The 23,768-nt window shown below is 68.8% G+C and carries 22 protein-coding genes and 2 pseudogenes; 18 read left to right on the top strand and 6 right to left on the bottom strand.

What is annotated here, in order from left to right:
- Window positions 1-17: 17 nt before the first annotated feature.
- The 3 genes from DVK07_RS00565 to DVK07_RS00575 form a co-directional block, all read right to left on the bottom strand.
- Window positions 18-788, bottom strand: coding sequence for a bacteriorhodopsin (locus tag DVK07_RS00565; protein ID WP_121595230.1), 771 nt, complete (start codon window positions 786-788; stop codon window positions 18-20).
- A 1-nt stretch (window position 789) separates the two neighbouring features.
- Window positions 790-2,475, bottom strand: a complete 1,686-nt coding sequence (locus DVK07_RS00570) for a methyl-accepting chemotaxis protein (protein ID WP_121595231.1) — start codon at window positions 2,473-2,475, stop codon at window positions 790-792.
- 130 nt (window positions 2,476-2,605) lie between these two features.
- Window positions 2,606-3,160, bottom strand: a complete 555-nt coding sequence (locus tag DVK07_RS00575) for a DoxX family protein (protein ID WP_121595232.1) — start codon at window positions 3,158-3,160, stop codon at window positions 2,606-2,608.
- Between the two features lie 131 nt (window positions 3,161-3,291).
- On the opposite strand from DVK07_RS00575, the pseudogene DVK07_RS00580 reads away from it, so the two are divergent.
- The 5 genes and pseudogenes from DVK07_RS00580 to DVK07_RS00600 form a co-directional block, all read left to right on the top strand.
- Window positions 3,292-3,603: pseudogene (locus tag DVK07_RS00580) on the top strand (aldo/keto reductase); the annotation flags it as partial.
- A 126-nt stretch (window positions 3,604-3,729) separates the two neighbouring features.
- Complete coding sequence (locus DVK07_RS00585; protein WP_121595233.1) at window positions 3,730-4,986, top strand: RNA-guided endonuclease TnpB family protein; 1,257 nt, start codon at window positions 3,730-3,732, stop codon at window positions 4,984-4,986.
- Window positions 4,973-5,506, top strand: a pseudogene (locus tag DVK07_RS00590) (aldo/keto reductase); the annotation flags it as partial. The gene DVK07_RS00585 and the pseudogene DVK07_RS00590, both read left to right, overlap by 14 nt.
- Before the next feature lie 73 nt (window positions 5,507-5,579).
- Window positions 5,580-5,759, top strand: a complete 180-nt coding sequence (locus DVK07_RS00595) for a hypothetical protein (protein ID WP_121595234.1) — start codon at window positions 5,580-5,582, stop codon at window positions 5,757-5,759.
- A 158-nt stretch (window positions 5,760-5,917) separates the two neighbouring features.
- Window positions 5,918-6,334, top strand: a complete 417-nt coding sequence (locus DVK07_RS00600; protein ID WP_121595235.1) for a DUF5790 family protein — start codon at window positions 5,918-5,920, stop codon at window positions 6,332-6,334.
- Between the two features lie 20 nt (window positions 6,335-6,354).
- Here the strand turns inward: DVK07_RS00600 and DVK07_RS00605 are convergent, their stop codons facing one another.
- Complete coding sequence (locus tag DVK07_RS00605; protein ID WP_121595236.1) at window positions 6,355-7,119, bottom strand: creatininase family protein; 765 nt, start codon at window positions 7,117-7,119, stop codon at window positions 6,355-6,357.
- A gap of 107 nt (window positions 7,120-7,226) precedes the next feature.
- On the opposite strand from DVK07_RS00605, the gene DVK07_RS00610 reads away from it, so the two are divergent.
- On the top strand, window positions 7,227-7,565 hold the full coding sequence (locus DVK07_RS00610) for a DUF5789 family protein (protein ID WP_199719387.1): 339 nt from the start codon (window positions 7,227-7,229) through the stop codon (window positions 7,563-7,565).
- A gap of 47 nt (window positions 7,566-7,612) precedes the next feature.
- Here the strand turns inward: DVK07_RS00610 and DVK07_RS00615 are convergent, their stop codons facing one another.
- Both DVK07_RS00615 and DVK07_RS00620 read right to left on the bottom strand, forming a co-directional pair.
- Window positions 7,613-9,556 carry an ABC transporter ATP-binding protein gene (locus DVK07_RS00615; protein ID WP_121595238.1) on the bottom strand — a complete coding sequence of 648 codons (1,944 nt, stop codon included), beginning with the start codon at window positions 9,554-9,556 and terminating at the stop codon, window positions 7,613-7,615.
- Window positions 9,557-9,754: 198 nt separating this feature from the next.
- Window positions 9,755-10,033, bottom strand: a complete 279-nt coding sequence (locus tag DVK07_RS00620; RefSeq protein ID WP_121595239.1) for a hypothetical protein — start codon at window positions 10,031-10,033, stop codon at window positions 9,755-9,757.
- A 116-nt stretch (window positions 10,034-10,149) separates the two neighbouring features.
- Here DVK07_RS00620 and rnz point away from each other — a divergent pair, with 116 nt between their 5' ends.
- From rnz to DVK07_RS00680, 12 genes are all read left to right on the top strand, one after another.
- Window positions 10,150-11,082 (top strand): ribonuclease Z, encoded by a 933-nt coding sequence (gene rnz, locus DVK07_RS00625; protein WP_121595240.1) that lies wholly within the window; start codon window positions 10,150-10,152, stop codon window positions 11,080-11,082.
- A 654-nt stretch (window positions 11,083-11,736) separates the two neighbouring features.
- On the top strand, window positions 11,737-12,663 hold the full coding sequence (locus DVK07_RS00630) for a replication factor A (RefSeq protein ID WP_121595241.1): 927 nt from the start codon (window positions 11,737-11,739) through the stop codon (window positions 12,661-12,663).
- Window positions 12,664-13,329 carry an RPA family protein gene (locus tag DVK07_RS00635; RefSeq protein ID WP_121595242.1) on the top strand — a complete coding sequence of 222 codons (666 nt, stop codon included), beginning with the start codon at window positions 12,664-12,666 and terminating at the stop codon, window positions 13,327-13,329.
- Window positions 13,330-13,492: 163 nt separating this feature from the next.
- Complete coding sequence (locus tag DVK07_RS00640) at window positions 13,493-13,897, top strand: hypothetical protein (protein ID WP_004598641.1); 405 nt, start codon at window positions 13,493-13,495, stop codon at window positions 13,895-13,897.
- A 332-nt stretch (window positions 13,898-14,229) separates the two neighbouring features.
- The gene (gene pdhA / locus DVK07_RS00645) at window positions 14,230-15,333 is read left to right on the top strand and encodes a pyruvate dehydrogenase (acetyl-transferring) E1 component subunit alpha (RefSeq protein ID WP_121595564.1); all 1,104 of its coding nucleotides are present in this window, start codon (window positions 14,230-14,232) and stop codon (window positions 15,331-15,333) included.
- On the top strand, window positions 15,334-16,320 hold the full coding sequence (locus DVK07_RS00650; protein WP_121595243.1) for an alpha-ketoacid dehydrogenase subunit beta: 987 nt from the start codon (window positions 15,334-15,336) through the stop codon (window positions 16,318-16,320).
- Window positions 16,321-16,365: 45 nt separating this feature from the next.
- A complete protein-coding gene (locus DVK07_RS00655; protein WP_121595244.1) occupies window positions 16,366-18,027 on the top strand; it encodes a 2-oxo acid dehydrogenase subunit E2 in 1,662 nt (553 codons plus the stop codon).
- Window positions 18,027-19,454 (top strand): dihydrolipoyl dehydrogenase, encoded by a 1,428-nt coding sequence (lpdA, locus tag DVK07_RS00660; RefSeq protein WP_121595245.1) that lies wholly within the window; start codon window positions 18,027-18,029, stop codon window positions 19,452-19,454. Before DVK07_RS00655 ends, lpdA begins: the two co-directional genes overlap by 1 nt.
- A 341-nt stretch (window positions 19,455-19,795) precedes the next feature.
- Window positions 19,796-21,925 carry a catalase/peroxidase HPI gene (gene katG / locus DVK07_RS00665; protein ID WP_121595246.1) on the top strand — a complete coding sequence of 710 codons (2,130 nt, stop codon included), beginning with the start codon at window positions 19,796-19,798 and terminating at the stop codon, window positions 21,923-21,925.
- Between the two features lie 319 nt (window positions 21,926-22,244).
- On the top strand, window positions 22,245-22,574 hold the full coding sequence (locus DVK07_RS00670; protein ID WP_121595247.1) for a DUF5783 family protein: 330 nt from the start codon (window positions 22,245-22,247) through the stop codon (window positions 22,572-22,574).
- An 89-nt stretch (window positions 22,575-22,663) separates the two neighbouring features.
- Complete coding sequence (locus DVK07_RS00675; RefSeq protein WP_007995326.1) at window positions 22,664-23,053, top strand: NifU family protein; 390 nt, start codon at window positions 22,664-22,666, stop codon at window positions 23,051-23,053.
- 274 nt (window positions 23,054-23,327) lie between these two features.
- Window positions 23,328-23,747, top strand: a complete 420-nt coding sequence (locus DVK07_RS00680) for a PPC domain-containing DNA-binding protein (RefSeq protein ID WP_017341912.1) — start codon at window positions 23,328-23,330, stop codon at window positions 23,745-23,747.
- Window positions 23,748-23,768: the final 21 nt, after the last annotated feature.

Raw genomic sequence — 23,768 nt, forward strand, 5'->3', positions numbered from 1 at the left:
CGGGACCGCCCCGCGGCTCAGTCGTCGCCGAGGACGGTCGTCTGCTCTTCGGTCCCGGAGTCGGCGGCGACGAACGCGTCTCCGTCACCCAGCCCGCTGTCGGCGCCGAGGCGGTCGAGCGCGTCGGCGCCCGCGACCGCGACGACGACGAAGCCGACCTTCGAGACGACGTCGAGGTAGACGAACACGAGCATCTCCGTCGCGGGCGTCAGCAGGCCGAAGCCGGTCGGCGCGAGCAGCCACACGACCGGGTACAGCGTCCACAGCACCACCGTGATGTTCCGGAGGGTGCCGAAGACCGCGCGGACCCGGTCGCCCTCCGCCGAGGCCGACCGCGGGAGCGAGACGAGGAGCCCGTAGACGAGCGCGACGTACGCGGCCCCGGCGACGCCGAAGGCGACCCACGAGACCGTCCCGGTCGTCGCGGCGGCCGCGATACCCCCGGCGATGATCACCACGTCGACGCCGATCAGCCCGGCGAGCACGCGCCGCGACGGCCGCGCGAGCAGGCCGAGGTATAAGAGCAGCAGCGGCGTCGTCAGGAGCCAGTCGACGTACCGGGCGACGTCGAGCTCCCCGGCCGACAGCGAGACGGCGCCGAACCCGAGCGCCATCAGGAGGTACGCGATCGCCGCGATACCGGTGACCCCGGCGAGGGTGCCGTAGTAGACCGCGTGCGACTCGTCGGCCTCCGAAGACCGGGAGACCCACGCCCACAGCGGGGGTATCGTGCCCGCGCCCATCGCGAGGGCGCCGATCCACGCCCAAATGGCGGTGTCGACGAGCATCTCAGTTCACCCCCTCCTCGGCGGCCGCGTCGTCGCCCCTCCCGTCGGCGCGTGAGAAGTCGAACTCGGTCTCGTCGCCGCCCGCGGTCCCCCCGTCGGAGACCGCGGCCGTACCGTCGCCCGCGGTCCCCCGGCCAGTTCCGCCGCTCGCGGCGCCGAGGCCGTCCTCGGCCGCGAACTCGAAGTCGTCGACCGCGTCGCGCAGCGCGAGCGCGCGGTCGGAGAGCGACCCGGCCGCGTTTTCGACCGCCCCGAGGGTCTGCTCCTGTTCGTCGACCGCGCCGGTGACGTCGCCGGCCGCGCTGGCCGTCTGCGCGCTGATCGCGGAGACGTCCTCGACGTGGCCGACGACCGCGTCGACGGAGTCCGCCTGCGTCTCGGTCGCGCGGGTGATCTCGGTCATGCTCGTGTCGGTGCGCTCGGAGGCCTCCGCGAGGCGTTCGAGGGCGTCGATCGACGTCTCGACCGTGTCGACGCCGGCGGAGATCCGCTGTTCGGTGCGCGCCATCGCGTCCGCGCCCGTCTCCGCCCGCTCCTGGACGGAGCGGATCCGGGCTTCGATCTCGCTGGCCGACTCCTGGGTCTCTTCGGCCAGCGCCTTGACCTCCTCGGCGACGACCGCGAAGCCGGCGCCGTCGGCGCCGGAGCGGGCCGCCTCGATGGAGGCGTTCAGCGCGAGCAGGTTCGTCTGCTCGGCGATCTCCGAGATGGTGTCGACCACCTCGCCGATCTCCTCGACCTCCTCGGCGAGCGCCTCGACCTCCGCGGTCGTCTCCGCGGTCGTCTCCTCGACCGCGTCCATCTCCGCCAGCGCCTCCTCGGCCGCCTCGCGGCCCTCCTCGCCCACCTCGGCGGCGTGCTCTGCGGTCTCCGCCACGTCGGTGACGGTGGAGGCGACCTCCTCGGCCGACGACGCGAGGTTCTCGGCCTCGTCGGTCGCCGCCTGGAGGTCGTCGCGCTGGGTGCGCGCGCCCTCGGCGATCTCCGAGACCGCCTCGCTCACGGTCCCGGTCGTCGCTCGCAGGTCCTCCGTGCGGTCGTCGACGGTCCCGGCCACGTCGGCGGTGTCCTCGGCGACGGTCGCGACGGACGCGACGGTCCCCTCTAACTCGTCGGCCATCTCGTTGAACGCGACGCCGACGCGCGCCATCGCCTCGTTGTCGACGTCGGAGTCGACCCGCTGGGTCAGGTCGCCGTCGGCGAGCGCCCGCATCGCCGACTCGTACTCGGTCGCCTTCCGCTCGACCGTCTCGGCGCGCGCGTCGGCCTCCCGTCGCGCCCGCTCCGCCTCCTCGCGAGCCGCTTCCGCGTCGGATATCTCCGAGCGCAGCGAGCCGCGCATCTCGTCGAACGCCCGGAACAGCCGCCCGATCTCGTCTGTTCGGCCCGTCTCCAGTCGCACGTCGAGGTCCCCCTCGGCCATCCGCTCGGCCTTGGCCGTGAGCTGCCGCAGGGAGATGACCGTGTTCGATCCGACCGTGACGCCGATGAGCGCGAGCCCGATCACCGTCAACAGCGTCATCCCGACGAGCCCCGAGCGCACCGTTGCGCCCGCGGCGCCGGCCTCCTCCGCGCGGAGGTAGACGATGACACCGTATGAAACTGAAACCCCCATAACCCCGATCAGCGACAGCGCGAGCTTCGCGCCGTAACTCGACCGGATGCCGGAGGACGATCCCGCTTGCATGTGTACCGATCGACAGGGATCGTATCGGGATAATAACTGCTCCCCGAATATTACGTCTGATAACACGATGCGCGGCGGAACCGGCCGTCAGCGCGGGAGGGGACGGCCCCTCACCTGAGGAGCTGGTCCCTTACCCGAGGAGGTACCGCGTCCACGGGTACCGCTCGACGAGGGGCCGGCCGCCGACGTCGTACTCCTCGACGAAGGAGTCGAGCCCGAGGATCCGCCCGGCGCCGAAGGCGGCGACCGAGAGGAACACGAGCATGTACGCGAAGTCGCCGTTGATGTAGCCGTGCGAGATGTCCCAGTTGCCGAGGTAGAAGAGGAGCATCATGAACGCGCCCCAGAACGCGGCGAGCCGCGTGAGGAGGCCGACGATCACGCCGAGCCCGATGAGCACCTCGCCCCACGGCACCGCGACGTTCACGAAGTCGACGAACAGCGCGTTCTCCCCCATCGCGGCGAACAGGCCGGCGGCCGGGCTCCCGTTCGCGGCGGGCGCGTTCTGGAGGTACCCCGCGGCGCTGAACTCGCCGCTGAGGACCTTGCTAAGCCCGCTCTGGAAGAACGCGAGGCCGATCATCAGCCGCAGCGCGAGGATGAACCAGACGCTGAGCGTGTGTAGCTTCCCCTCGACCGAGACGCCGCCGATCGTGCTCCGCAGCGAGACTTCTTTCGTTGACATACGTCTCCCGACTCTCGGAGGGTTCTTAAAAACGACGCAGGATTCTCGGGCGGAGCGACCCGTTCGAAGTCGGTCTCGCGGTTCGCTCGGCGACCGGTACGTTGAGGGCGTCGCCGTCCGCACGCGACAACATGGCGAGCACCTTCGACCGACTCGGGTACGGGACGTACAAACTGGCGGACGGCGAGGAGTGTACGGCCGGCGTCGCGCACGCGATCGAGACCGGCTATCGCCACGTCGACACCGCACAGGGGTACGACAACGAGGCCTCGGTCGGCGAGGGGATCGACCGCGGCGACGTCGACCGCGAGGACCTGTTCGTCGCGACGAAGCTCTCGACGGACAACCTCTCGTACGACGACGCGGTCGAGACCGCGCGCGCCAGCCGCGACCGGCTCGGCGTCGACTCGATCGACCTGCTGTACGTCCACTGGCCGATCAACTGAAGCGGTAGCGCGGAGTCCCCTTCCGCAAGGAGCGACCGAAGGGAGCGAGTAGGGAGAGGAGGAGCGCGTTCGTATCTGTCACAACCACCAGATTATAAATAGCCACTAATACACATTGAATACGTGGCAGACGACTACGTGCGTCGGACGGCAATCACTCGCCTCTCGGTAGACGATGAGCAACGCGAGTTGCTTGAGGAAACCATCTCCGAGTGGAAGCGTGGGTGCCAACTCGCCACGGACATGGCGTGGGGGAAGTGTAACGCCAAGAGCGACGTCCAACCCCTCGCTTACGACGACGTGCGCGAAGAAACCGACCTCGGTAGTCAGCACGCGATTCTCGCCACCCACCAAGCCGCACAAGCCATCACCGGCTGTCTCGAACGCCACTCGAACGGCAAGCAGGCCAGTAAACCCACGTTCACCGCACCCACGGTAACGTACGACACTCGAACGATGACGCTGTTCGATGACGATACAGTGTCACTCTCCACGACGGAGAGCCGCGTCCGATGTGAACTTGCGCTCCCTGAAGCCGAGGATGGCTACCAACGGCAGTACCTCGACGCCGATGAGTGGAGCGTCACGGAAAGCACACTCACCGCTCGTGACGGCGACTACTTTTTACACATCGGCTTCCGCCGACCCAAGACCGACACTGAGCAAGATATCGCCGAGGACGGAACGGTTCTCGGGGTCGACCTCGGTATTGAAAACCTCGCCGTCACCAGCACAGCACGATTCATCAGTGGGCGCGAACTCTCACACAACCTCCGCGAGTTCGAGAAAGTCCGTGCGGGACTCCAACAGACAGGCACGCGAAGCGCCCACAGAACGCTCGAACAATCAAGTGGACGCGAACGACGATACGTTCGTGACGTGGTTCACCAAGCGTCGAACGCGATTGTGGATGAAGCACTTCGATACGAGTGCGACGTGATCGCGTTCGAGGACTTGACTGACATCCGCGAGCGAACGGGTGCGTCGTGGGGGCACAAGTGGGCGTTCCGAACGCTGTACGAGCAAGTGGCGTACAAAGCCGGAGCAGTCGGCATCTCCGTGAAGCAAGTTGGTTCGGCGTACACATCGCAACGGTGCGCCGAGTGTGGATTCACGGCAGACGAGAACCGCCGAACTCGCACGGAGTTCCGGTGCGTGAAGTGTGAGTCGGAAGCGAACGCGGATTACAACGCGGCGAAGAACATCGGGATGCGGTATGTCCGTCGAGGCCAACAGTCGTCTCGGCGGACGGGCGACAGTCAACTCGCCCTGAAGTCTGGAACGGTGACGCCAAGTGGCGGGTTCACCGCCCACCCGGACGGGTTCGAGGCTGAGTTCACGGACAAGCCCCTCCCTCAACGAGCGAACCCGTCAGGGTGAGCGAAGTAGGGTGGGGTTGTTGACCAGCTACGACCCCGCGGAGACGCTGCCCGCGCTCGACGACCTCGTCGACGACGGCGTGATAGACCGGATCGGCCTCTCGAACTTCGAACCGGACCAGCTCGACGAGGCGATCGACCGACTGGACCACGACGTGTTCGCTCACCAGGTGGAGTGTCACCCCCTGCTCCAACAGGAGCGGCTCTGCGAGTATGCGGTCGACGACGGCCACTGGCTCGTCGCCTACTCGCCGATCGCGCGCAACCGCGTCGCCGACGTCGACGTCCTCCGAGAGATCGCGGCGAGCCACGACGCGACCCCGGCGCAGGTGAGCCTCGCGTGGCTGCTCTCGAAGGAGCGCGTCGCGCCGATCCCGAAGGCGGCCGACTCCGGCCACGTCGAGGAGAACTGGGCCGCCCGCGAGCTCGACCTGACCGACGATCAGATCGCCCGGATCGACGCGCTCGACCGCGACGAGCGGATCGTCGACTTCGAGGAGGCGTCGTGGAACCGGGGATGACCTCCGGAGCGCTCAATAGCGGTACTTCCCCCTCATAGTCGGTTTAACGGCCCTCGCGGACCGAGATCGCTCCGTGTCGAACCCCGACCCCCACACCGACGGCGACGCCGACACCCGCGACCGCCCGGCCCTCCTCGCGGCGACGCCCGACGCCGACGCGGTGGCCGAACGGCTTCGGACGCTCGCCGTCCTCGCGGGCGTTCTCGGCCTCCTCGTGACGCTGATCGCGGTGGAACTGCTCGTCCGGATCTGAGCCGCCGAGTGACCGCGGGTCCCCGGTCCGCCGGCCGCCCCGGCGGACCGAAACTGAACGTGAGAGCCAACCGATCCGGCGACGGACTCCGTCTCACCGCCGATTTCACTTCCGCTTTCGGGCACGTTTTTAAAAGGTGCGGGCACGACGGTCCGAGTATGGGCCAGTCCACGTTCGACGACGACGACCTGTTCGGCGAGGCGGCCGAGGAGACCCGCGCGGAGGTCGAAGAGCACCTCGCGGCGGCGCGCGACCAGCTCCCCGACCCCGACGCGGTGTGGGAGACGGACGCGGACAACGTCCTCGGCGCGCTCAACGGGCTGAAGTCCGCCCTCGACGCCGGCGACGCGGTCGACAGCGTGCGCTCGGCGAAGAAGGCGTACGTCCTCGGCGAGCGCGCGGACGCCTTCGAGGACGCCGACGATTTAAAAGAAGAGATCGAGGAACTGGAGTCGCTCGTCGGCGACATCGAGGACGCCGCCGAGGAGGTGGCCTCGCTCACCGGCACCGTCCCCGCGATCCGCGGGGCGCTTCAGGACGCGGCGGACGACGCGGACGACGAGGACGAGGAGTAGCTCCCGCGCCGCGCTTCTTTTTAAGCGGCGTCGCGGTCGACGACGGCCGCCGCCAGCTCCGCGAGCGACGCGCTCGCGCGGTCGAGCAGTTCCGCGCCGCGCTCTGCGTCCCCCTCACGCGGGTCGCCGACCACGCCGTTGTCGGTAAACTCGTCGGAGTCGTGCGCGAGGTTCACCCCGGACACCCACTCGCCCCACCGGTCGGCGGCGCCCGCGCTCGCCGCCTCGACCCGCTCTTCCCGGACCAGCTCGGGGTTCGTCGCGCGAAGCAGCGCCGTCTCCAGCGGGCCGGCGTGACCCATGTCGCCCGCGTGCTCGCCGACCGCCTCGAACCAGGTGAACGCGACGCCGTACCCCGCGTGGGCGTCGTCGCGCGAGAACCGCCGGGCGACCTCCGCGAGCGCCTCGACGTTCCCGCCGTGGCCGTTGACGAACACGACGCGATCGACATCGTGCGTGACCAGCGACTCGGCGGCCTCCCGGACGTACGCCCGGAACGTCTCCGGCGAGACCCACATCGTCCCGTCGAACGCGCGGTGTTCCTCGGCGACGCCGACCGGGACCGGCGGCGCGACCGCAACCTCGCCGCGCTCCGCGTCGGCGGCCCCGAGCGAGGCCGCCGACTCGTAGGCGTCGGCCCCCGCCTCCGCGACCGCGACGGCGTTCAGCGCGTCGGTGCCGAGCGGGGCGTGCGGCCCGTGCTGTTCCGTGCTGCCGACCGGGAGGAACGCGACGTCGACGTCGGCGTCGCGGACGTCGGTCCACGTGACCTCGCTGAGGCGCATACCGAGGCCTCGGCGGCCGGCGTCGTATAGGCGGCGGTCACCGTCGACGCCGCGGCCGATCGACCCCGAATGGGGGTAGCCGGGCACGCGGGCGCTCCCGAGGTATTATGCCCCTCCCCGCGGATCGCGACCGCATGAGCGGTGACAACGCGGAACACGACCCGGAGGCGCACGGTTCGGCTCCCGCCGTGACGTTCGGCCCGCTGAAGCGGGCGCTCCGCGAACACCGCTACCCGGTGACGGCGGCGGAGCTGATAGAGCAGTACGGCGCCGCGACACTGGAGACTCCGACGGGGACGGCGCGGCTCGACAGCCTGCTCGAAGGGAGCGAGGAGAGGCAGTTCCGGGACCCGTCGGAGGTCCGCGAGGCGGTCCTCGACGCGCTCGGCCACGCCGACGCGTCTCCGGAGGCGCCCGCGGACGAGTGGACCGAACTTCCACGGTGACGCTCGGGCGCTCCTGAATCGTCCCGCCCGGTCGACCGCGGTCGCGGTCAGTCGTCGTCGCTCTCCGCGTCCTCGACGATCCGGGCGGTGCGCTCCTGCGCCCGGTCGATGAACTCCTGCGGGAGCTCGTCGATCTCGCCGGCCTGAACGCCCCAGAGGTGCGCGTACAGCCCGTCGTTGTCGAGCAGCTCGTCGTGGGTGCCGCGCTCGGCGATCTTCCCGCCCTCCAACACGAGGATCGTGTCCGCGTCCTTGATCGTCGAGAGCCGGTGGGCGATCGCGAACGTCGTCCGATCCTCCGTGAGCCGGTCGAGCGAGCGCTGGATCAGCATCTCCGTCTCGGTGTCGACGTCGGAGGTCGCCTCGTCGAGGATGAGGATGTCCGGGTCGGTCAACACGGCGCGCGCGATGGTGATCCGCTGGCGCTGGCCGCCGGAGAGCTTCACGCCGCGCTCGCCGACCATCGTGTCGTAGCCGTCCGGGAGGTTCTGGATGAAGTCGTGGGCCTCGGCGGCCTCGGCGGCCTCGCGGACCTCCTCGTCGGTCGCGTCGAACGTGCCGTAGGTGATGTTCTCGCGGACGGTGCCGTAGAACAGGTACGACGACTGCCCGACGTAGCCGATCGACCGGCGCAGCGACTGTAGCGTCACGTCGCCGACGTTCTGGTCGTCGATCCGGATCTCCCCCTCGTCGACGTCGTACATCCGGAGGAGGAGCTTGAGCACGGTCGACTTGCCGGCCCCGGTGGGGCCGACCAAGGCCAGCGTCTCGCCGCCCTCGACCTCGAAGTCGATGTCCTCGACGATGGTCTCGTCGTCGTAGCCGAAGGAGACGTCGTCGTAGGCCACGTGCCCCTCGTCGACGACGAGCTCCTCGGCGTCGCGGTCCTCCTCCAGCTTCGAGGGCTCGTCCATCAGCCCGAAGATCCGCGCCGAGGAGGCGCGGGCGCGCTGGTACATGTTGATGATCTGCCCGAACTGCGCCATCGGCCAGATGAACCGCTGCGTGTAGAGGATGAACACGACGAACATCCCCTCGGAGAGCTCGCCGGTGAACGGGCCGGGCGGCCCCTGGAACACCCAGAGCCCGCCGACGATGAACGTGAGGACGAAGCCGATGCCCGCGAGCACGCGGAGCGCGGGGAAGAACTTGATCCGCGTCTCGATGGCGTCCCAGTTGGCGTCGAAGTAGTCGAAGGAGACGTCGTCGACGCGGTCGGACTCGTAGGACTCGGTGTTGGCCGCCTTGATCACCTGGATGCCGCCGAGGTTGTTCTCAAGCCGGGAGTTCATCTTGCCGACCGTCGACCGCACCTCGGCGTACTTCGGCTGAATGATCTTGATGAACAGGTAGGTGAACCCGGCGATGACGGGAACGGGAAGCAGCGCGACCAAGGCGAGCTGCCAGTTGATCCAGAAGAGGAGGACGCCGATCCCGATTACCATCACCGACAGGCGGAACACGGAGTTCATCCCGTCGTTGAGGAACCGCTCCAAGCGGTTCACGTCGTTCGAGAGGATGGACATCATCTCACCGGTCTGCTTGTCCGAGAAGAAGTCCATGTTGAGCCGCTGCATCTGGTCGTACGTGTCGGTTCGGACGTCGTGCTGGATGTTCTGCGCGAAGGCGTTGAATCCCCAGTTCCGGACCCAGTGGAAGCCGGCGCCGAAGGCGAACGCACCGGCCAGCACCGCGATCGTGAACCAGAACTGCGCCGCCTGCTCCGTCGGGAGCCACGCGTCGGGCAGCAGCACGAGCGGGATCTGTTCGGCGAACTGGGCCTCGCCGCGGAAGATCGCGTCGAGGGCGATCCCGAGCATCAGCGGGGGAAGCAGATCGAGCAGGCGGGCGAAGACGCTGGCGAGGACGCCCACCGTCACCTGCGGGACGTAGTCGCGGCCGTACTCGAAGAACAGCCGCTTCATCGGATTCTCGATCTTGTCCCGCTGCTCCTCGAAGGGATCGTCTTCCTCCCATTCGACGCCACTCATCACAAAGTGGTATCAGGTAAGGCGGCAAATAGGTTTCCTTCGAACCGAAATACATCGGCAGAAAACGCCGCTAACGGGCGGTCGATCGGGTGATATCGCCTTCCGGAGCGCGGTCGACGGCATAAACGTCTCCGGTCGGGTCGGGGTAGGATCGGCGCGCGCACCGGAACCGGACCGGCTCCTCCGCGCCGGACGGCCTCAGAGGTCGCGCCGTTCCACGTCGGGATCGATCTCGGCCTCGTCGAGGTCCTCCCGGACGCGCCGCCGGAGCGGATCCGGGACGCCGTCGCGCGGGACCGGCGCGGCCGTTCCGCCCTCGTCGTCGTCGGTCGGGACGGCCCAGTAGAGGACGTGGCCCGTCTCGGCGTAGAACTCCACCGCGTAGCGGTCGGTACCCCCCTCGTAGTGGACGCGGGCGGCCGCGCCCTCCGCGCGCCACCCCTCCTGTCTGACCAAGGCGGCGATCGGATCTCGCATGGTCGCCCTCGGGCGGCCGGACTCATGTGGGTGTCGACCGACTCTCCGCGAGGCCGAGACGACCGCCGCTCTCCCGCATCGACACCGGTTTACAAACGGCGCTCCGACGAGCGGGCATGTCTCTTCGCGTCACCTTCCTCGGGACGGGCGGCGCCGTCCCGACCGTCGAGCGCGCGGCGAGCGCCGTCTTCGTCAACCGCGAGGGCGACCGCTTCCTCTTCGACTGCGGCGAGGGCACCCAGCGCGAGATGATGCGCAGCGGCACCGGGTTCGCCGTCGACCGCGTGTTCGTCTCGCACCTCCACGGCGACCACGTCCTCGGCCTCCCTGGCCTCGTCCAGACGCTCGGGTTCAACGACCGCACCGACCCGCTGACGGTCCACTGCCCGCCGGGGACCGACGACCACCTCCGCGACCTCGTCCACGCGGTCGGCCACGACCCGGCGTTCCCGGTCCGGATCGAACCGGTCGCCCCCGGCGAGGTCGCCTACGAGACCGACGAGTACGCGGTTCGCGCGTTCGAAACGGAACACCGCACGATATCGCAGGGGTACGTCTTGGCGGAGGACGACCGTCCCGGCCGGTTCGACCGCCCGAAGGCGGAGGCGCTCGGCGTCCCCGTCGGCCCGAAGTTCGGGCGCCTCCACGAGGGCGAGCCCGTCGAGGCCGAGGACGGGACGGTCGTCGAGCCCGAGCAGGTCGTCGGCCCGCCGCGGCCGGGCCGCAAGCTGGTGTACACCGCGGACACGCGCCCGCGAGAGTCGACGGTCGAGGCCGCCGAGAACGCCGACCTGCTCATCCACGACGCCACCTTCGCCGACGACATGGCCGACCGCGCCCGCGACACGGCCCACTCCACCGGCCGCGAGGCGGGGTCGATCGCTGACCGTGCGAACGCGAAGCGGCTCGCCTTGGTCCACATCTCCTCGCGCTACGCCGCCGACCCGAGCCCGATCCTTCGAGACGCTCGCGAGGCGTTCGACGGCAAGTGTCTCCTCCCCGACGACGGCGACCTGATCGAGGTGCCGTTCCCCGACGCCGACGACTGAGGGCTTGATGGTTCGACCGATCAGTACTACTCGGATGACTCTGTGACCGGCACGGAGACCGCCGAAGCCCCAGTCGCTCGGCTGTACGATGGCTGTTTTATTTATAAACAGCCGATCGATACGGACACCACCGAAGCCCCAGTCGCGAGGCGGGCAGACGCTCGCTGCGCTCCTCGGTCGTTCGCTTCGCTCACTCCCTGCGGTGCTTCCGTCGCCTCTGCCCGCCTCGCGACTGCCCCTTCGAGTCCCACCCGCCCGCGACCGCCCCACACCTCACGCCTCCCCAGCCTCGCCGCTCGCTCCCTGCGGTCGCTCGCGGCGTCCCTCGCGCGTGCTCCTCGCGGCCGCCTTCGGCGGCCACTCGGAGGCACGCGCCACCGCTCCGCCTCGTCACCTCCGTCGGACCGTCATCTGTGTGACACCGATCCGTGTGATCGTTCCACTCGAAACGAAGCCCGCGCACGGCTGACGTGCGTCTGACGCGAGCGAGGTCGTTCCGTCGACTGATCTCCGCGAATCGAAAGAACACCACGCAGCGGCCCTCAAGCGGGCGTTTCGTTTCACTTTCACCGCGGTCACGTACATTTTAATACCATCTGGAACCAACCGTCGTACGCCTCCCACTGAAAACAAGACCGGAGGCGGAGACACCCCATGAGCGAACTGCGACAGGAAGCGGAAGCGATAGCGGAACAGTTCTCGGACCACACCGACGTCGACCCCGACGACGTCGAGGAGCGGCTGACCACGCTCGTCGACGAGTACCGCGTGCCGCTCGACGAGGCGAGCCGGAGCGTCACCAACAGCTACCTCGAAGACGCCGGCATGGAGCGCGACGAGCTCGGCCGCGGCGGCAGCGAGGAGGTCCTCGTCAACGACATCGACGAGGACGAGCAGTGGGTCGACTTACGCGTGACGCTGGTCGACCTCTGGGAGCCGCGCAGCGACTCCATCTCGCAGGTCGGCCTGCTCGGCGACGAGTCGGGCACGATCAAGTTCGTCGCCTTCGAGACCTCCGACCTCCCCGAGCTGACGGAGGGGCAGGCGTACGAGCTCTCGAACGTCGTCACCGACGAGTACGAGGGGAGCTACTCGGTGAAGCTCAACCGGACGACGGGCATCACCGAGATCGACGAGGAGATCGAGGTCGGCGACAACGCCGACACCGTCGAGGGCGCCCTCGTGGACATCCAGTCCGGCTCCGGGCTGATCAAGCGCTGCCCCGAGGAGGACTGTACGCGCGTCCTCCAGAACGGGCGCTGCTCGGAGCACGGTCAGGTCGAGGGCGAGTTCGACCTGCGGATCAAGGGCGTCCTCGACGACGGCGAAACCGTCACCGAGGTCATCTTCGACCGCGAGGCCACCGAGGAACTCACCGGGATGACCCTCGAGGAGGCCAAGGACATGGCGATGGACGCGCTCGACACCACCGTCGTCGCCGAGGAGATGGGCGAGGACGTGCTCGGGCGCTACTACCGCGTCACCGGCCCCACCTTCCGCCGGTACGTCCTGGTCGATGAGATGGAGGATCCCGGCACCGTCGACGTTGAAAGCGCGCTGATCGAAGCGAGGTCGATTTAAATGAGCCAGTCAGCCCCCACCCGAGAGGTCGCCCGGCGCGTGTTCGCCACCGAGTTCAACGACGCCGGCTACACGTTCACCGAGTCCGACGACGAGCGCGCCCCCGTCTACGCGCTGTTACCGACCGGCGAGTCCTCGAACCGCGTGTTCTTCGTCGGCACCCTCACGGAGAAGGAGGACGTCGGCGAGGACAGCGAGTACTGGCGCGGCCGCATCGTCGACCCGACGGGCACGTTCTTCGTGTACGCCGGCCAGTACCAGCCGGAAGCCGCTTCCAAACTCCGGGACTTGGAGCCCCCGGCCTACGTCGCAGTCGTGGGGAAGCCCCGGACCTACGAGACCGACGACGGCACGGTCCGGGTCTCCGTCCGCCCCGAGTCGATCACCGAGGTCGACGCCGCCACCCGCGACCGCTGGGTCGCGGAGACCGCCCGCCGCACCGTCGAGCGCGTCGCCGCGTTCGACGACGAGGGCAACGAGTACGCGCGCATGGCGCGCGAGGAGTACGACCTCGACCCCCAGACGTACAAGGCCGCCGCGCTGTCGGCGCTTGAGGACCTCGACGAGAGCGGCGACGAACTCGCGGGCGACGAGTCCGGGAGCGACGACGCCGCGCTCGGCGACGCCCCGGACGAGACCGACCCGGCCGGCGCGCCCGAACCCTGACGCGGCCGGCATCTCGGCGTTCTGACGCGGTCGGCGCGCCGGAACGCTGACGCCCCGACACCGGATTTCGCGGCGTTCGGCGCGGTTCTGCCCCGAACGCGGTTCTCGTTCTTGCGATCGTCTGACAAACGCTTAAGTGATCCGCGGAACGAACGGTCCGATAATGGGCAACAAGAACAAGACGATCTCGTTCCGCGTCAACGAGGACGCGTTCGAGACCCTCCGCGACATCGCCGAGGAGCGGGACATCTCCCTGTCGGCGGTCTTCCGGGACTACGTGGACACGCTCGTTGCCCACGACGGTCAGGTCCGGGTCATCCCGGAGGCCGAACTGGACAGCATGGGCGACAGCGGGGAGTCGTTCCCCCCGAAGATCGAGGTCCCGAAGAGCTTCGTCCGCGAGCACGAGCGGTTAGAGCTCGAGGCCGAACACCTCCGCGAGCAGCTCGAAGAGCACAAGCGCTACGTCAACTACCTCCGCGAGCAGCTGGAGGACGGCGACGAGGAAGTGATCCAGCTGGAGGACCTCGACGGCGAGCCCGACGAGCCCTCGTTCCGCCTCGGGTAGCGGTCCGGTCCGCTTCAGACGGCCACAGCCGCCGATCTTCTCGCGCCACTCGCGACCGCCGAGCCACGGCGCCGCGACGTCAGACTCCCGCGTCGGACGACCGGCCCCTGCCCGAAAACCTTCCTGTTCGTCCGTTACTGACCGACGAAACGCCCATCTTGGCGAAAATATTGCCGAACGAGTCGGAGTTTGTTCAGAAACGTCCGATTCTCTCCGAATCTGATGGACGGTCTCTCAGCGCGAAGCCGCTATTTCTGATTATACTAAATTATTTACGAAAACGATATTACCCGGGCGGTGGACGTATCGGACATGCGAAGGTGGGTTCGACCGTGACCGTGTTCGACAGGGCGTACGACGATACGGTTCGCGTCCTCGACGAGGACGGCGAGGTCGTCGGCGACGTTCCAGACCTCGACGACGACTCGCTCGTCGAGATGTACAGGCACATGCGGCTGGCGCGCCACTTCGACGGCCGCGCGGTGAGCCTCCAGCGGCAGGGCCGGATGGGGACGTACCCCCCGCTCTCCGGGCAGGAGGGCGCCCAGATCGGGTCGGCGTACGCGCTCGACGCGGACGACTGGATGATTCCGTCGTACCGCGAACACGGCGCCGCTCTCGTCCACGGCCTGCCGCTCAAACAGACGCTGCTCTACTGGATGGGCCACGAGGACGGCAACAACGCGCCGCCCGACGTCAACGTCTTCCCGGTCGCCGTCCCCATCGCGTCGCAGGTGCCCCACGCGACGGGCGCCGCGTGGGCCTCGAAGCTCCGCGGCGAGGACGACGCGTTCGTCTGCTACTTCGGCGACGGCGCGACGAGCGAGGGCGACTTCCACGAGGGGGTCAACTTCGCCGGCGTGTTCGACACGCCGACCGTCTTCTTCTGTAACAACAACCAGTGGGCCATCTCCGTCCCCCGCGAGCGGCAGACCCGGAGCGCGACCTTGGCGCAGAAGGCGGAGGCGTACGGCATCGACGGCGTCCAGGTCGACGGGATGGACCCGCTCGCGGTGTACAGCGTCACGGAAGCGGCCTTGGAGAAGGCGCGCGACCCGGACGCCGATCGACCGCGGCCGACACTCATCGAGGCGGTCCAGTACCGCTTCGGCGCGCACACGACCGCCGACGACCCGACCGTCTACCGCGACGACGACGAGGTCGAAAGCTGGAAGCGCAAGGACCCGATCGACCGGCTGGAGTCGTACCTCCGCGGCGAGGGGATCCTCGACGACGAGCGCGTCGCGGAGATCGAGTCGTCGGTCGAGGCGCAGGTCGCGGACGCGATCGACGCGGCGGAGTCGATGGCGCGGCCCGACCCGCGAGAGCTGTTCGAGCACGCCTACGCGGAGCTTCCGCCGGAACTGGAGCGGCAGTACGAGGAGTTCGCCGCGCTGCGCGACGAGCGCGGCGACGCGGCGTTCCTGGAGGATTGAATGACCGAGACACAGAACCTCACGCTGGTACAGGCGATACGAGACGGATTACACACCGAACTGCGCGAGGACGAGGACATGGTCGTGATGGGCCAGGACGTCGGGAAGAACGGCGGCGTCTTCCGCGCCACCGAGGGCCTCTTCGACGAGTTCGGCGGCGACCGGGTGATCGACACGCCGCTCGCCGAGTCGGGCATCGTCGGCACCGCCGTCGGGATGGCCGCGATGGGGATGCGACCGGTCCCGGAGATCCAGTTCTCCGGGTTCATGTACCCCGGGTTCGACCAGATCGTCTCGCACATGGCGCGGTTCCGAACCCGCAGCCGCGGCCGGTTCACGCTCCCGATGACGCTGCGGGCCCCCTACGGCGGCGGCATCCGCGCCCCGGAACACCACTCCGAGTCGAAGGAGGCGTTCTACGCCCACGAGGCGGGGCTGAAGGTGGTCATCCCCTCGACGCCGTACGAGGCGAAGGGGTTACTCGCGGCGTCGATCCGCGACCCCGACCCGGTGATCTTCCTCGAACCGAAGCTGATCTACCGGGCGTTCCGCGAGGAGGTGCCCGAGGAGCCGTACACGGTGCCCATCGGCGAGGCGGCCACGCGCCGCGAAGGCGACGACGTCGCGGTGTTCACCTACGGCGCGATGACCCGCCCCACGCTGGAGGCCGCCGAGACGCTCGGCGAGGAGGGGATCGAGTGCGAGGTCGTCGACCTCCGGACGATATCGCCGCTCGACCGCGAAGCGATCGTGGAGGCGTTCGAGAAGACCGGCCGCGCGGTCGTCGTCCACGAGGCGCCGAAGACGGGCGGGCTCGCGGGCGAGATCACGGCGATCCTTCAGGAGGAGGCCCTCCTCTACCAGGAGGCGCCGATCGGCCGCGTCACCGGCTTCGACGTGCCGTACCCGCTGTACGCGTTGGAGGACTACTACCTCCCGTCCGCGGCGCGCATCGAGGACGGGATCTTGGAGGCGGTCGAATTTTAACATGTCCGCCGGAGATACACGCATGACAACGGAGGAGGCCGATCGATGACGATCAAGGAGTTCAAGCTCCCCGACGTCGGCGAGGGCGTCGCGGAGGGCGAGCTGGTCTCGTGGCTGGTCGCGCCCGGCGACCGCGTCGAGGAGGACCAGCCCGTCGCCGAGGTCGAGACCGACAAGGCGCTCGTCGAGGTGCCGTCGAGCTACGACGGCACCGTCGAGGAGCTGTTCGTCGAGGAGGGCGACATGGTCCCCGTCGGCGACGTGATCATCTCGTTCCGCGTCGACGAGGACGGCGACGAGGCGGCAGCCGGCACCGACGCGGAGGGCGACGCCGAACCGGCGTCCGACTCGGCCGACGAGCCCGAGCCGGAACCGGACGCGACCGCCGCTGAGGGCGACGAGGTGCCCGCCGAACCCGACACGCCCTCCGGGCGCACCTTCGCGCCCCCGTCGGCCCGCCGGCTCGCCCGCGAACTCGGCGTCGACGTCGCGGCCGTCGACGGGAGCGGCCCCGGCGGTCGCGTGAGCGAGGCCGACGTGCGGGCGCACGCCGAGGGCGACGCCGGATCCGCTCCCGAGGAGAGCGCGGACGACGGGCCCGAGCCCCGTCCCGCGCCGACACCGACCGACACCGGATCGGGCGAGCGGACGTCCGCGGTCAGCAAGCGCGGCTCCGGCGGCTCCGCAGATGCGGCGTCGACAACGACCGCCAGCGACGCCCCCGAGCCCGCGGGCCGCGAGACGACGCTCGCGACGCCCGCGACGCGGAAGGTCGCGCGCGAGCGCGGCGTCGACCTCGACGACGTGCCGACCGACGAGACCCGCGACGGCGAGGCGTTCGTCACGGCCGAAGCGGTGAACGCGTACGCCGACGCGCTGGAGTCGACCGAGTCGACCCCGGAGCCGGAACCGGTCGACGTCGACGCTGGCGGCGCGGCCGCCGCGACGGACGCCGCTTCCGCGGGCGACGGCGCCGACGCGCCCGCGGCGACCGACGGCGACGAGACCGTCCCCTACCGCGGCGTCAGGCGCACCATCGGCAAGCAGATGGAGCGGTCGAAGTACACGGCGCCGCACGTCACCCACCACGACACCGCCGAGGTCGACTCGCTCGTGGAGGCGCGCGAGGAGCTGAAGCCGACGGCCGAGGCGAAGGGCGTGAAGCTCACGTACATGCCGTTCGTCATGAAGGCCATCGTCGCCGGGCTGAAGGAGTACCCGTACCTCAACAGCGAACTCCGCGAGGACGACGAGGAGATCGTCCTGAAGGGCGAGTACAACCTCGGGATCGCGGTCGCGACCGACGCCGGGCTCATGGTCCCCGTCGTCGAGGACGTCGACGAGAAGGGGCTCTTCGAGTTAGCCGACGAGGTGAACGACCTCGCGAGCCGCGCCCGTGAGCGGAAACTGAAGCCCGCCGAGATGAAGGGCGGTACCTTCTCTATCACCAACTTCGGCGCCATCGGCGGCGAGTACGCCACGCCGATCATCAACTACCCCGAGACCGCGATCCTCGGGCTCGGCGCCATCGAGGAACGACCCGTCGTGCGCGAGGGCGCCGACGGGGCGAGCGAGGTGGTCCCGGCGCCGACGCTGCCGCTGTCGCTGTCGATCGACCACCGGGTCGTCGACGGCGCAATCGCGGCTCAGTTCGCCAACACCGTCATGGAACACTTAGAAAACCCCCTGCTGCTACTCAACGAATAATGGTCGTCGGAGACGTCACCACGGGAACGGAGGTACTGGTCATCGGCGCGGGGCCGGGCGGCTACGTCGCCGCCATCCGCGCCGCACAGGAGGGGCTCGACACGACCCTCGTCGAGAAGGACGCCTACGGGGGCGCCTGTCTCAACCGCGGCTGTATCCCCTCGAAGGCGCTGATCACGGGGAGCGGGCTCGCCCACGAGGCGGGCAACGCGGAGTTCATGGGCGTCCACGCGGACCCCGCCGTCGACATGGGGAAGATGGTCGAGTGGAAGGACGGCGTCGTCGACCAACTGACGGGCGGCGTCGAGAAGCTCTGTAAGGCGAACGGCGTGAACCTGATCGAGGGGACCGCCTCGTTCGTCGGCGAGGACACCGTCCGGGTCGCGCACGGCGGCGACGGGCAGGGCTCCGAGACGCTCTCGTTCGAACACGCGATCGTCGCGACCGGCTCCCGGCCGATCCAGATCCCCGGCTTCGAGTTCAGCGAGGACCACGTCTGGAGCTCCGCCGACGCGCTCGACGCCGAGACGGTCCCGGACCGGCTCGGGATCGTCGGCGGCGGCTACATCGGCATGGAGCTGGCGACGACCTACGCCAAGCTCGGCGCCGACGTGACGGTCGTCGAGATGCTCGACGACATCCTCGACCCCTACGAGGACGACGTGAAGCGGATCGTCCGCACGCGCGCCGAGGAGCTGGGCGTCGAGTTCCACTTCGGCGAGGGCGCGAGCGAGTGGTCGGAGGCGCCCGACGGCGGCTACCTGCTCCACACGGAGACGGAGGAGGGCGAGGAGTCGACGTACGGCGTCGACAAGATCCTCGTCGCGGTCGGCCGCCAGCCGGTCACGGACGGGCTCGACCTGGACGAGGCCGAGATCGAGACCGACGAGCGCGGGTTCATCGACACCGACGATCGCACCCGAACCGCGGTCGAGCACGTCCACGCCGTCGGCGACGTCGCGGGCGACCCGATGCTCGCGCACGCGGCCTCGAAGGAGGGGATCGTCGCCGCCGAGGTGATCGCGGGCGAACCCGCCGCGATGGATCAGCAGGCGATCCCCGCGGCCGTCTTCACCGACCCCGAGATCGGCACGGTCGGCATGACCGAAAGCGAGGCCGAAGAGGCCGGCTTCGACCCCGCGGTCGGCGAGATGCCGTTCAACGCCTCCGGGCGGGCGATGACGACCGGTCACACCGAGGGGTTCGTCCGGATCGTCGCCGACGAGGAGACCGGGTTCGTCCTCGGCGGACAGATCGTCGGCCCGGAGGCGTCGGAGCTGGTCGCCGAGATCGCGCTCGCGATCGAGATGGGCGCCACGCTGGAGGACGTGGCCGCCACCGTCCACACCCACCCGACGCTCGCCGAGGCCGTGATGGAGGCGGCCGAGAACGCGCGCGGGCAGGCGATCCACACGCTGAACCGCTGAGCGCGCTCGACACCGCTGACCGCGCTCGACCCCTCCGTGTTTCCGTGCGGCCGCGGTCCTCGCCCGCCGAGGTCCCGCGACGAAGCGAACCGATGCGCCGCTGGACCCTCGGGTGAGACTCTCATCCATGCCCGTCGAAGTGTCGAAACGGCTACTTATCGGAGCCGGTAGCAGGCACTTACCGCGCGGTAAACCCATCGGAGCGCCGCTGCGGCCCCTGCCAGCGACTTCGAAGATTTACGAAAAGAACTTCATTATTTCGATAGAAACTCTCCGTTATAACGATGATTCCCTCTCCGAAGTAGACAATATTATCAGCGAAGAGGGCCGATCATTTCTTGATGGCTAGTAACACCCAAGAGTGGTGGCCGGATCAGTTGGATCTGGAGCTGCTCGATCAGAACTCCGCGAACATCGGTCCCTACGACGAGGGGTTCGATTACGCGGCGGCGTTCGAGGAGCTCGACCTCGAAGCGGTCAAATCCGACCTCGAAGACGTGATGACCGACTCGAAGGAGTGGTGGCCCGCCGACTACGGGCACTACGGCCCGCTGTTCATCCGGATGGCGTGGCACAGCGCCGGCACGTACCGCTCCCTCGACGGGCGCGGGGGCGCCGCCGGCGGACACCAGCGCCTCCCGCCGATCAGCAGCTGGCCCGACAACGTGAACCTCGACAAGGCCCGGCGGCTGCTGGAGCCGGTCAAGACGAAGTACGGCGAGAAGCTCTCGTGGGCGGACCTCATCGTGCTCGCCGGCAACGTCGCGCTGGAGTCGATGGGCTTCGAGACGTTCGGCTTCGCGGGCGGCCGCGAGGACGACTTCAGGGGCGACGACGCGGTCGACTGGGGCCCCGAAAGCGAGTGGGAGATGACCTCCGAGGAGCGCTTCGACGAGGAGGGCGACCTGAAGGCGCCGCTCGGCAACACCGTGATGGGCCTCATCTACGTCAACCCCGAGGGCCCGAACGGCGAGCCCGACTTGGAGGGCTCGGCGAAGAACATCCGGCAGTCGTTCAGCCGGATGGCGATGAACGACAAGGAGACCGTCGCGCTCATCGCCGGCGGTCACACGTTCGGGAAGGTCCACGGCGCCGACGACGGCGATAACCTCGGTCCGGAGCCCGAGGACGCCCCCATCGACCTCCAGGGCCTCGGCTGGGACAACGAGTTCGGTGAGGGGATGGGCCCCGACGCGATCACCAGCGGCATCGAGGGACCGTGGAACGCCACCCCGACCGTCTGGGACATGAGCTACGTCAACAACCTGCTCACCTACGAGTGGGAGCCGGAGAAGGGTCCCGGCGGCGCGTGGCAGTGGACCACGAAGAACGACGAGCTCGACGACGCCGCGCCCGGCGTCGCGGACGCCTCCGACAAGGAGGACGTCATGATGCTCACGACGGACGTGGCCCTGAAACACGACGACGACTTCCGGACCGTCTTAGAGGAGTTCCGCGACGACCCCGACGAGTTCCAGGAGACGTTCGCGAAGGCGTGGTACAAGCTCATCCACCGCGACATGGGTCCGCCGGAGCGCTTCCTCGGCCCCGAGGTCCCGGAGGAGACGATGATCTGGCAGGACCCGCTGCCGGAGGCCGACTACGAGACGATCGGCGACGCGGAGGTCGCCGATCTCAAAGGGGCGCTCCTCGACTCCGGGCTCTCGACCGGCGAGCTCGTCAAGACCGCGTGGGCGGCGGCGTCCACCTACCGCGACAGCGACAAGCGCGGCGGCGCCAACGGCGCCCGCATCCGCCTCGAACCCCAGCGCAGCTGGGAGGCCAACGAGCCCGAGCAGCTGGCCGACATCCTCTCGACGCTCGAAGACGTTCAGGCCGAGTTCAACGAGTCGCGGTCCGACGACGTCCGCGTCTCGCTCGCCGACCTCATCGTGCTGGGCGGGACCGCGGCAGTCGAGCAGGCCGCGGCCGACGCCGGCTACGACGTCGAGGTGCCGTTCGCGCCCGGCCGCGTCGACGCCGCCGCGGACCAGACCGACGTCGACTCCTTCGAGGCGCTCAAGCCCGAGGCCGACGGCTTCCGTAACTACCTCGGCGACGCCGACGAGGACGTCGAGGACCTCATGGTCGACAAGGCGGACCTGCTGAACCTGACCGCCAGCGAGATGACCGTGCTGGCCGGCGGTCTGCGCGCGCTCGGCGCGACTTACGGCGATCGCGCGGCGTTCACCGACGAGCCCGGCACGCTCACCAACGAGTTCTTCGCGAACCTGCTCGACATGGAGTACGAGTGGGACGAGGTCACCGACGACGAGGACGTCTACGAGGTACGCGACCGCGAGACCGGCGAGGTCGCGTGGGAGGCGACGCGAGCCGACCTCATCTTCGGCTCGAACGCGCGGCTCCGCACCGTCGCCGACGTGTACGCGAGCGACGAGGAGCGGTTCGTCGAGGACTTCGCCGAGACGTGGAGCGAGGTCATGAAGCTCGACCGCTTCGACCTCGACTGACGGTCGTCGTCGCGGCCGGTTTTCTTTTTGAATCGTTCCGGACCGAGTCCGTAGCGCGCCGTCGGTTCGCCGCCCGTCTGTCGCTGGTCGCTCCCCGACGTCCCGAATTCCCCGTCAGCGCTGCCCAGCGTCCGACCTGTAGCGCGACGCCGGTGTACCGGCTATCGCCGTGAGTGACTGATTCTATATCGCGATATAAGATTTATCACGCCAGTTCCGCTCGAATCCCACAGCTTACCGCACGTTCGTTTTTCCCGTCCGATCCGGCGTCTCGGCGGCGATCGACCGCCTTTTTTCCCGCCGGACCCTCGCTCGGGACATGGCCGACGAGTTCGACCCGGAGAAGTTCGAGGACAAGTACGCCCACTACTTCAACGAGCTCCAGCGGGCGTACAAGAACGCGTTCGAGCAGATGAACGACCGGTACGACTCGGAGCTGATCCACGGGATCGACCAGACCGTGCTCAACGAGTCGGAGCCCTTCTACGAGGACGGCGAGTTCCGCGTCGAGCTGCCGGAGAACCCGCGCGAGCGCATCCGCGGCGCCGTCGCGGTCGACGACGAGACGTTCGAGGAGGCGCTCGACGAGTACGTCGAGCGGATCGAGTCCGAGCTGTACCGGACCCTCGGCGTCGACCGCTCGGAGTAACCGGACGCGACGGGGCGCGACGGGGCTGCGTCGCGGCCCGTATCCGCCCGAACCAAAGGCATAAGCCCGCCGCCCGCCAACTCGCGGGCATGAGCACGGACACCGACGCGGCTGACGCGGAAAACGAACTCCGCGAGCGGATCACGAACTTCCTGCGGCGCAACTTCCCGCAGATCCAGATGCACGGCGGGAGCGCCGCCATCGCCCACCTCGACCGCGAGAAGGGAGAGGTGACGGTCCAGCTCGGCGGCGCCTGCTCCGGCTGCGGTATCTCCCCGATGACGATCCAGGCGATCAAGTCCCGGATGGTCAAGGAGATCCCCGAGATCGAGACCGTCCACGCCGACACCGGCGCAGCGGCCGGTGCCGACGGCGACCTCGGCGGCACCAGCAGCGGCGGCGGCATGTCCCCCTCCTTCCCCGGCGAGACGACCGACGACGACGGCGGCGACGACGAAGGCCCCCAGGCCCCGTTCTGAGTCGGGTCGATTCCACGACACTCTCCTCTCTCTTTCCGCCTCGCGAGTCGCATCGCCGTTCGCCGATAGTCGACCATTTTGGCCGGTAGTCCACCGCGTTCGCCGGTAGTCGATCGTTTTGCCGGGGAGAGACGTTCCGTGGCTCGAATTCATGTATTACTGTTGTCGTCGGTCTTCCCCTGATAAATCTCATACAGCTATATCGAATCTGAACCGCCGGCCTCACCCGAACCGACTGAAGCCTTTTTCTCCCCGGCAGCCGTGGGGAGTTGCTATGTACCATCGCGAGGTCGAACCCACGGCGGAGTACGTCGCGCGGTTCGAGACGGGCGCCGACTGGCGCGAGGAGATAGAGAGCCTCGCCCGCGAGGAGGACGTCGAGGCCGGCTGGTTCACGGCGCTCGGCGCGGTCCAGGACGCGGACGTCTGGTTCTACGACCAGGAGGAGACCGAGTACCGCTCGGTCACCTTCGACGAGCCGCTGGAGGTGGCCGCCTGCGTGGGCAACGTCTCGCTCTTGGAGGGCGACGTCTTCGCACACACGCACGTCGTGCTCTCGCGGCCGAGCGGCCAGGCGCTCGCGGGCCACCTCGACTCGGCGACCGTCTGGGCCGGCGAGTGCCACCTGCGCGCGTTCGCCGAGCCCTTGGAGCGCTCGCACGACGAGGCGACCGATCTGGACCTGTGGCTGTGACCCGACGACCGCGCCGCGCGG

The organism is Halorubrum sp. Atlit-26R, from assembly GCF_003666015.1.
Taxonomy (GTDB): domain Archaea; phylum Halobacteriota; class Halobacteria; order Halobacteriales; family Haloferacaceae; genus Halorubrum.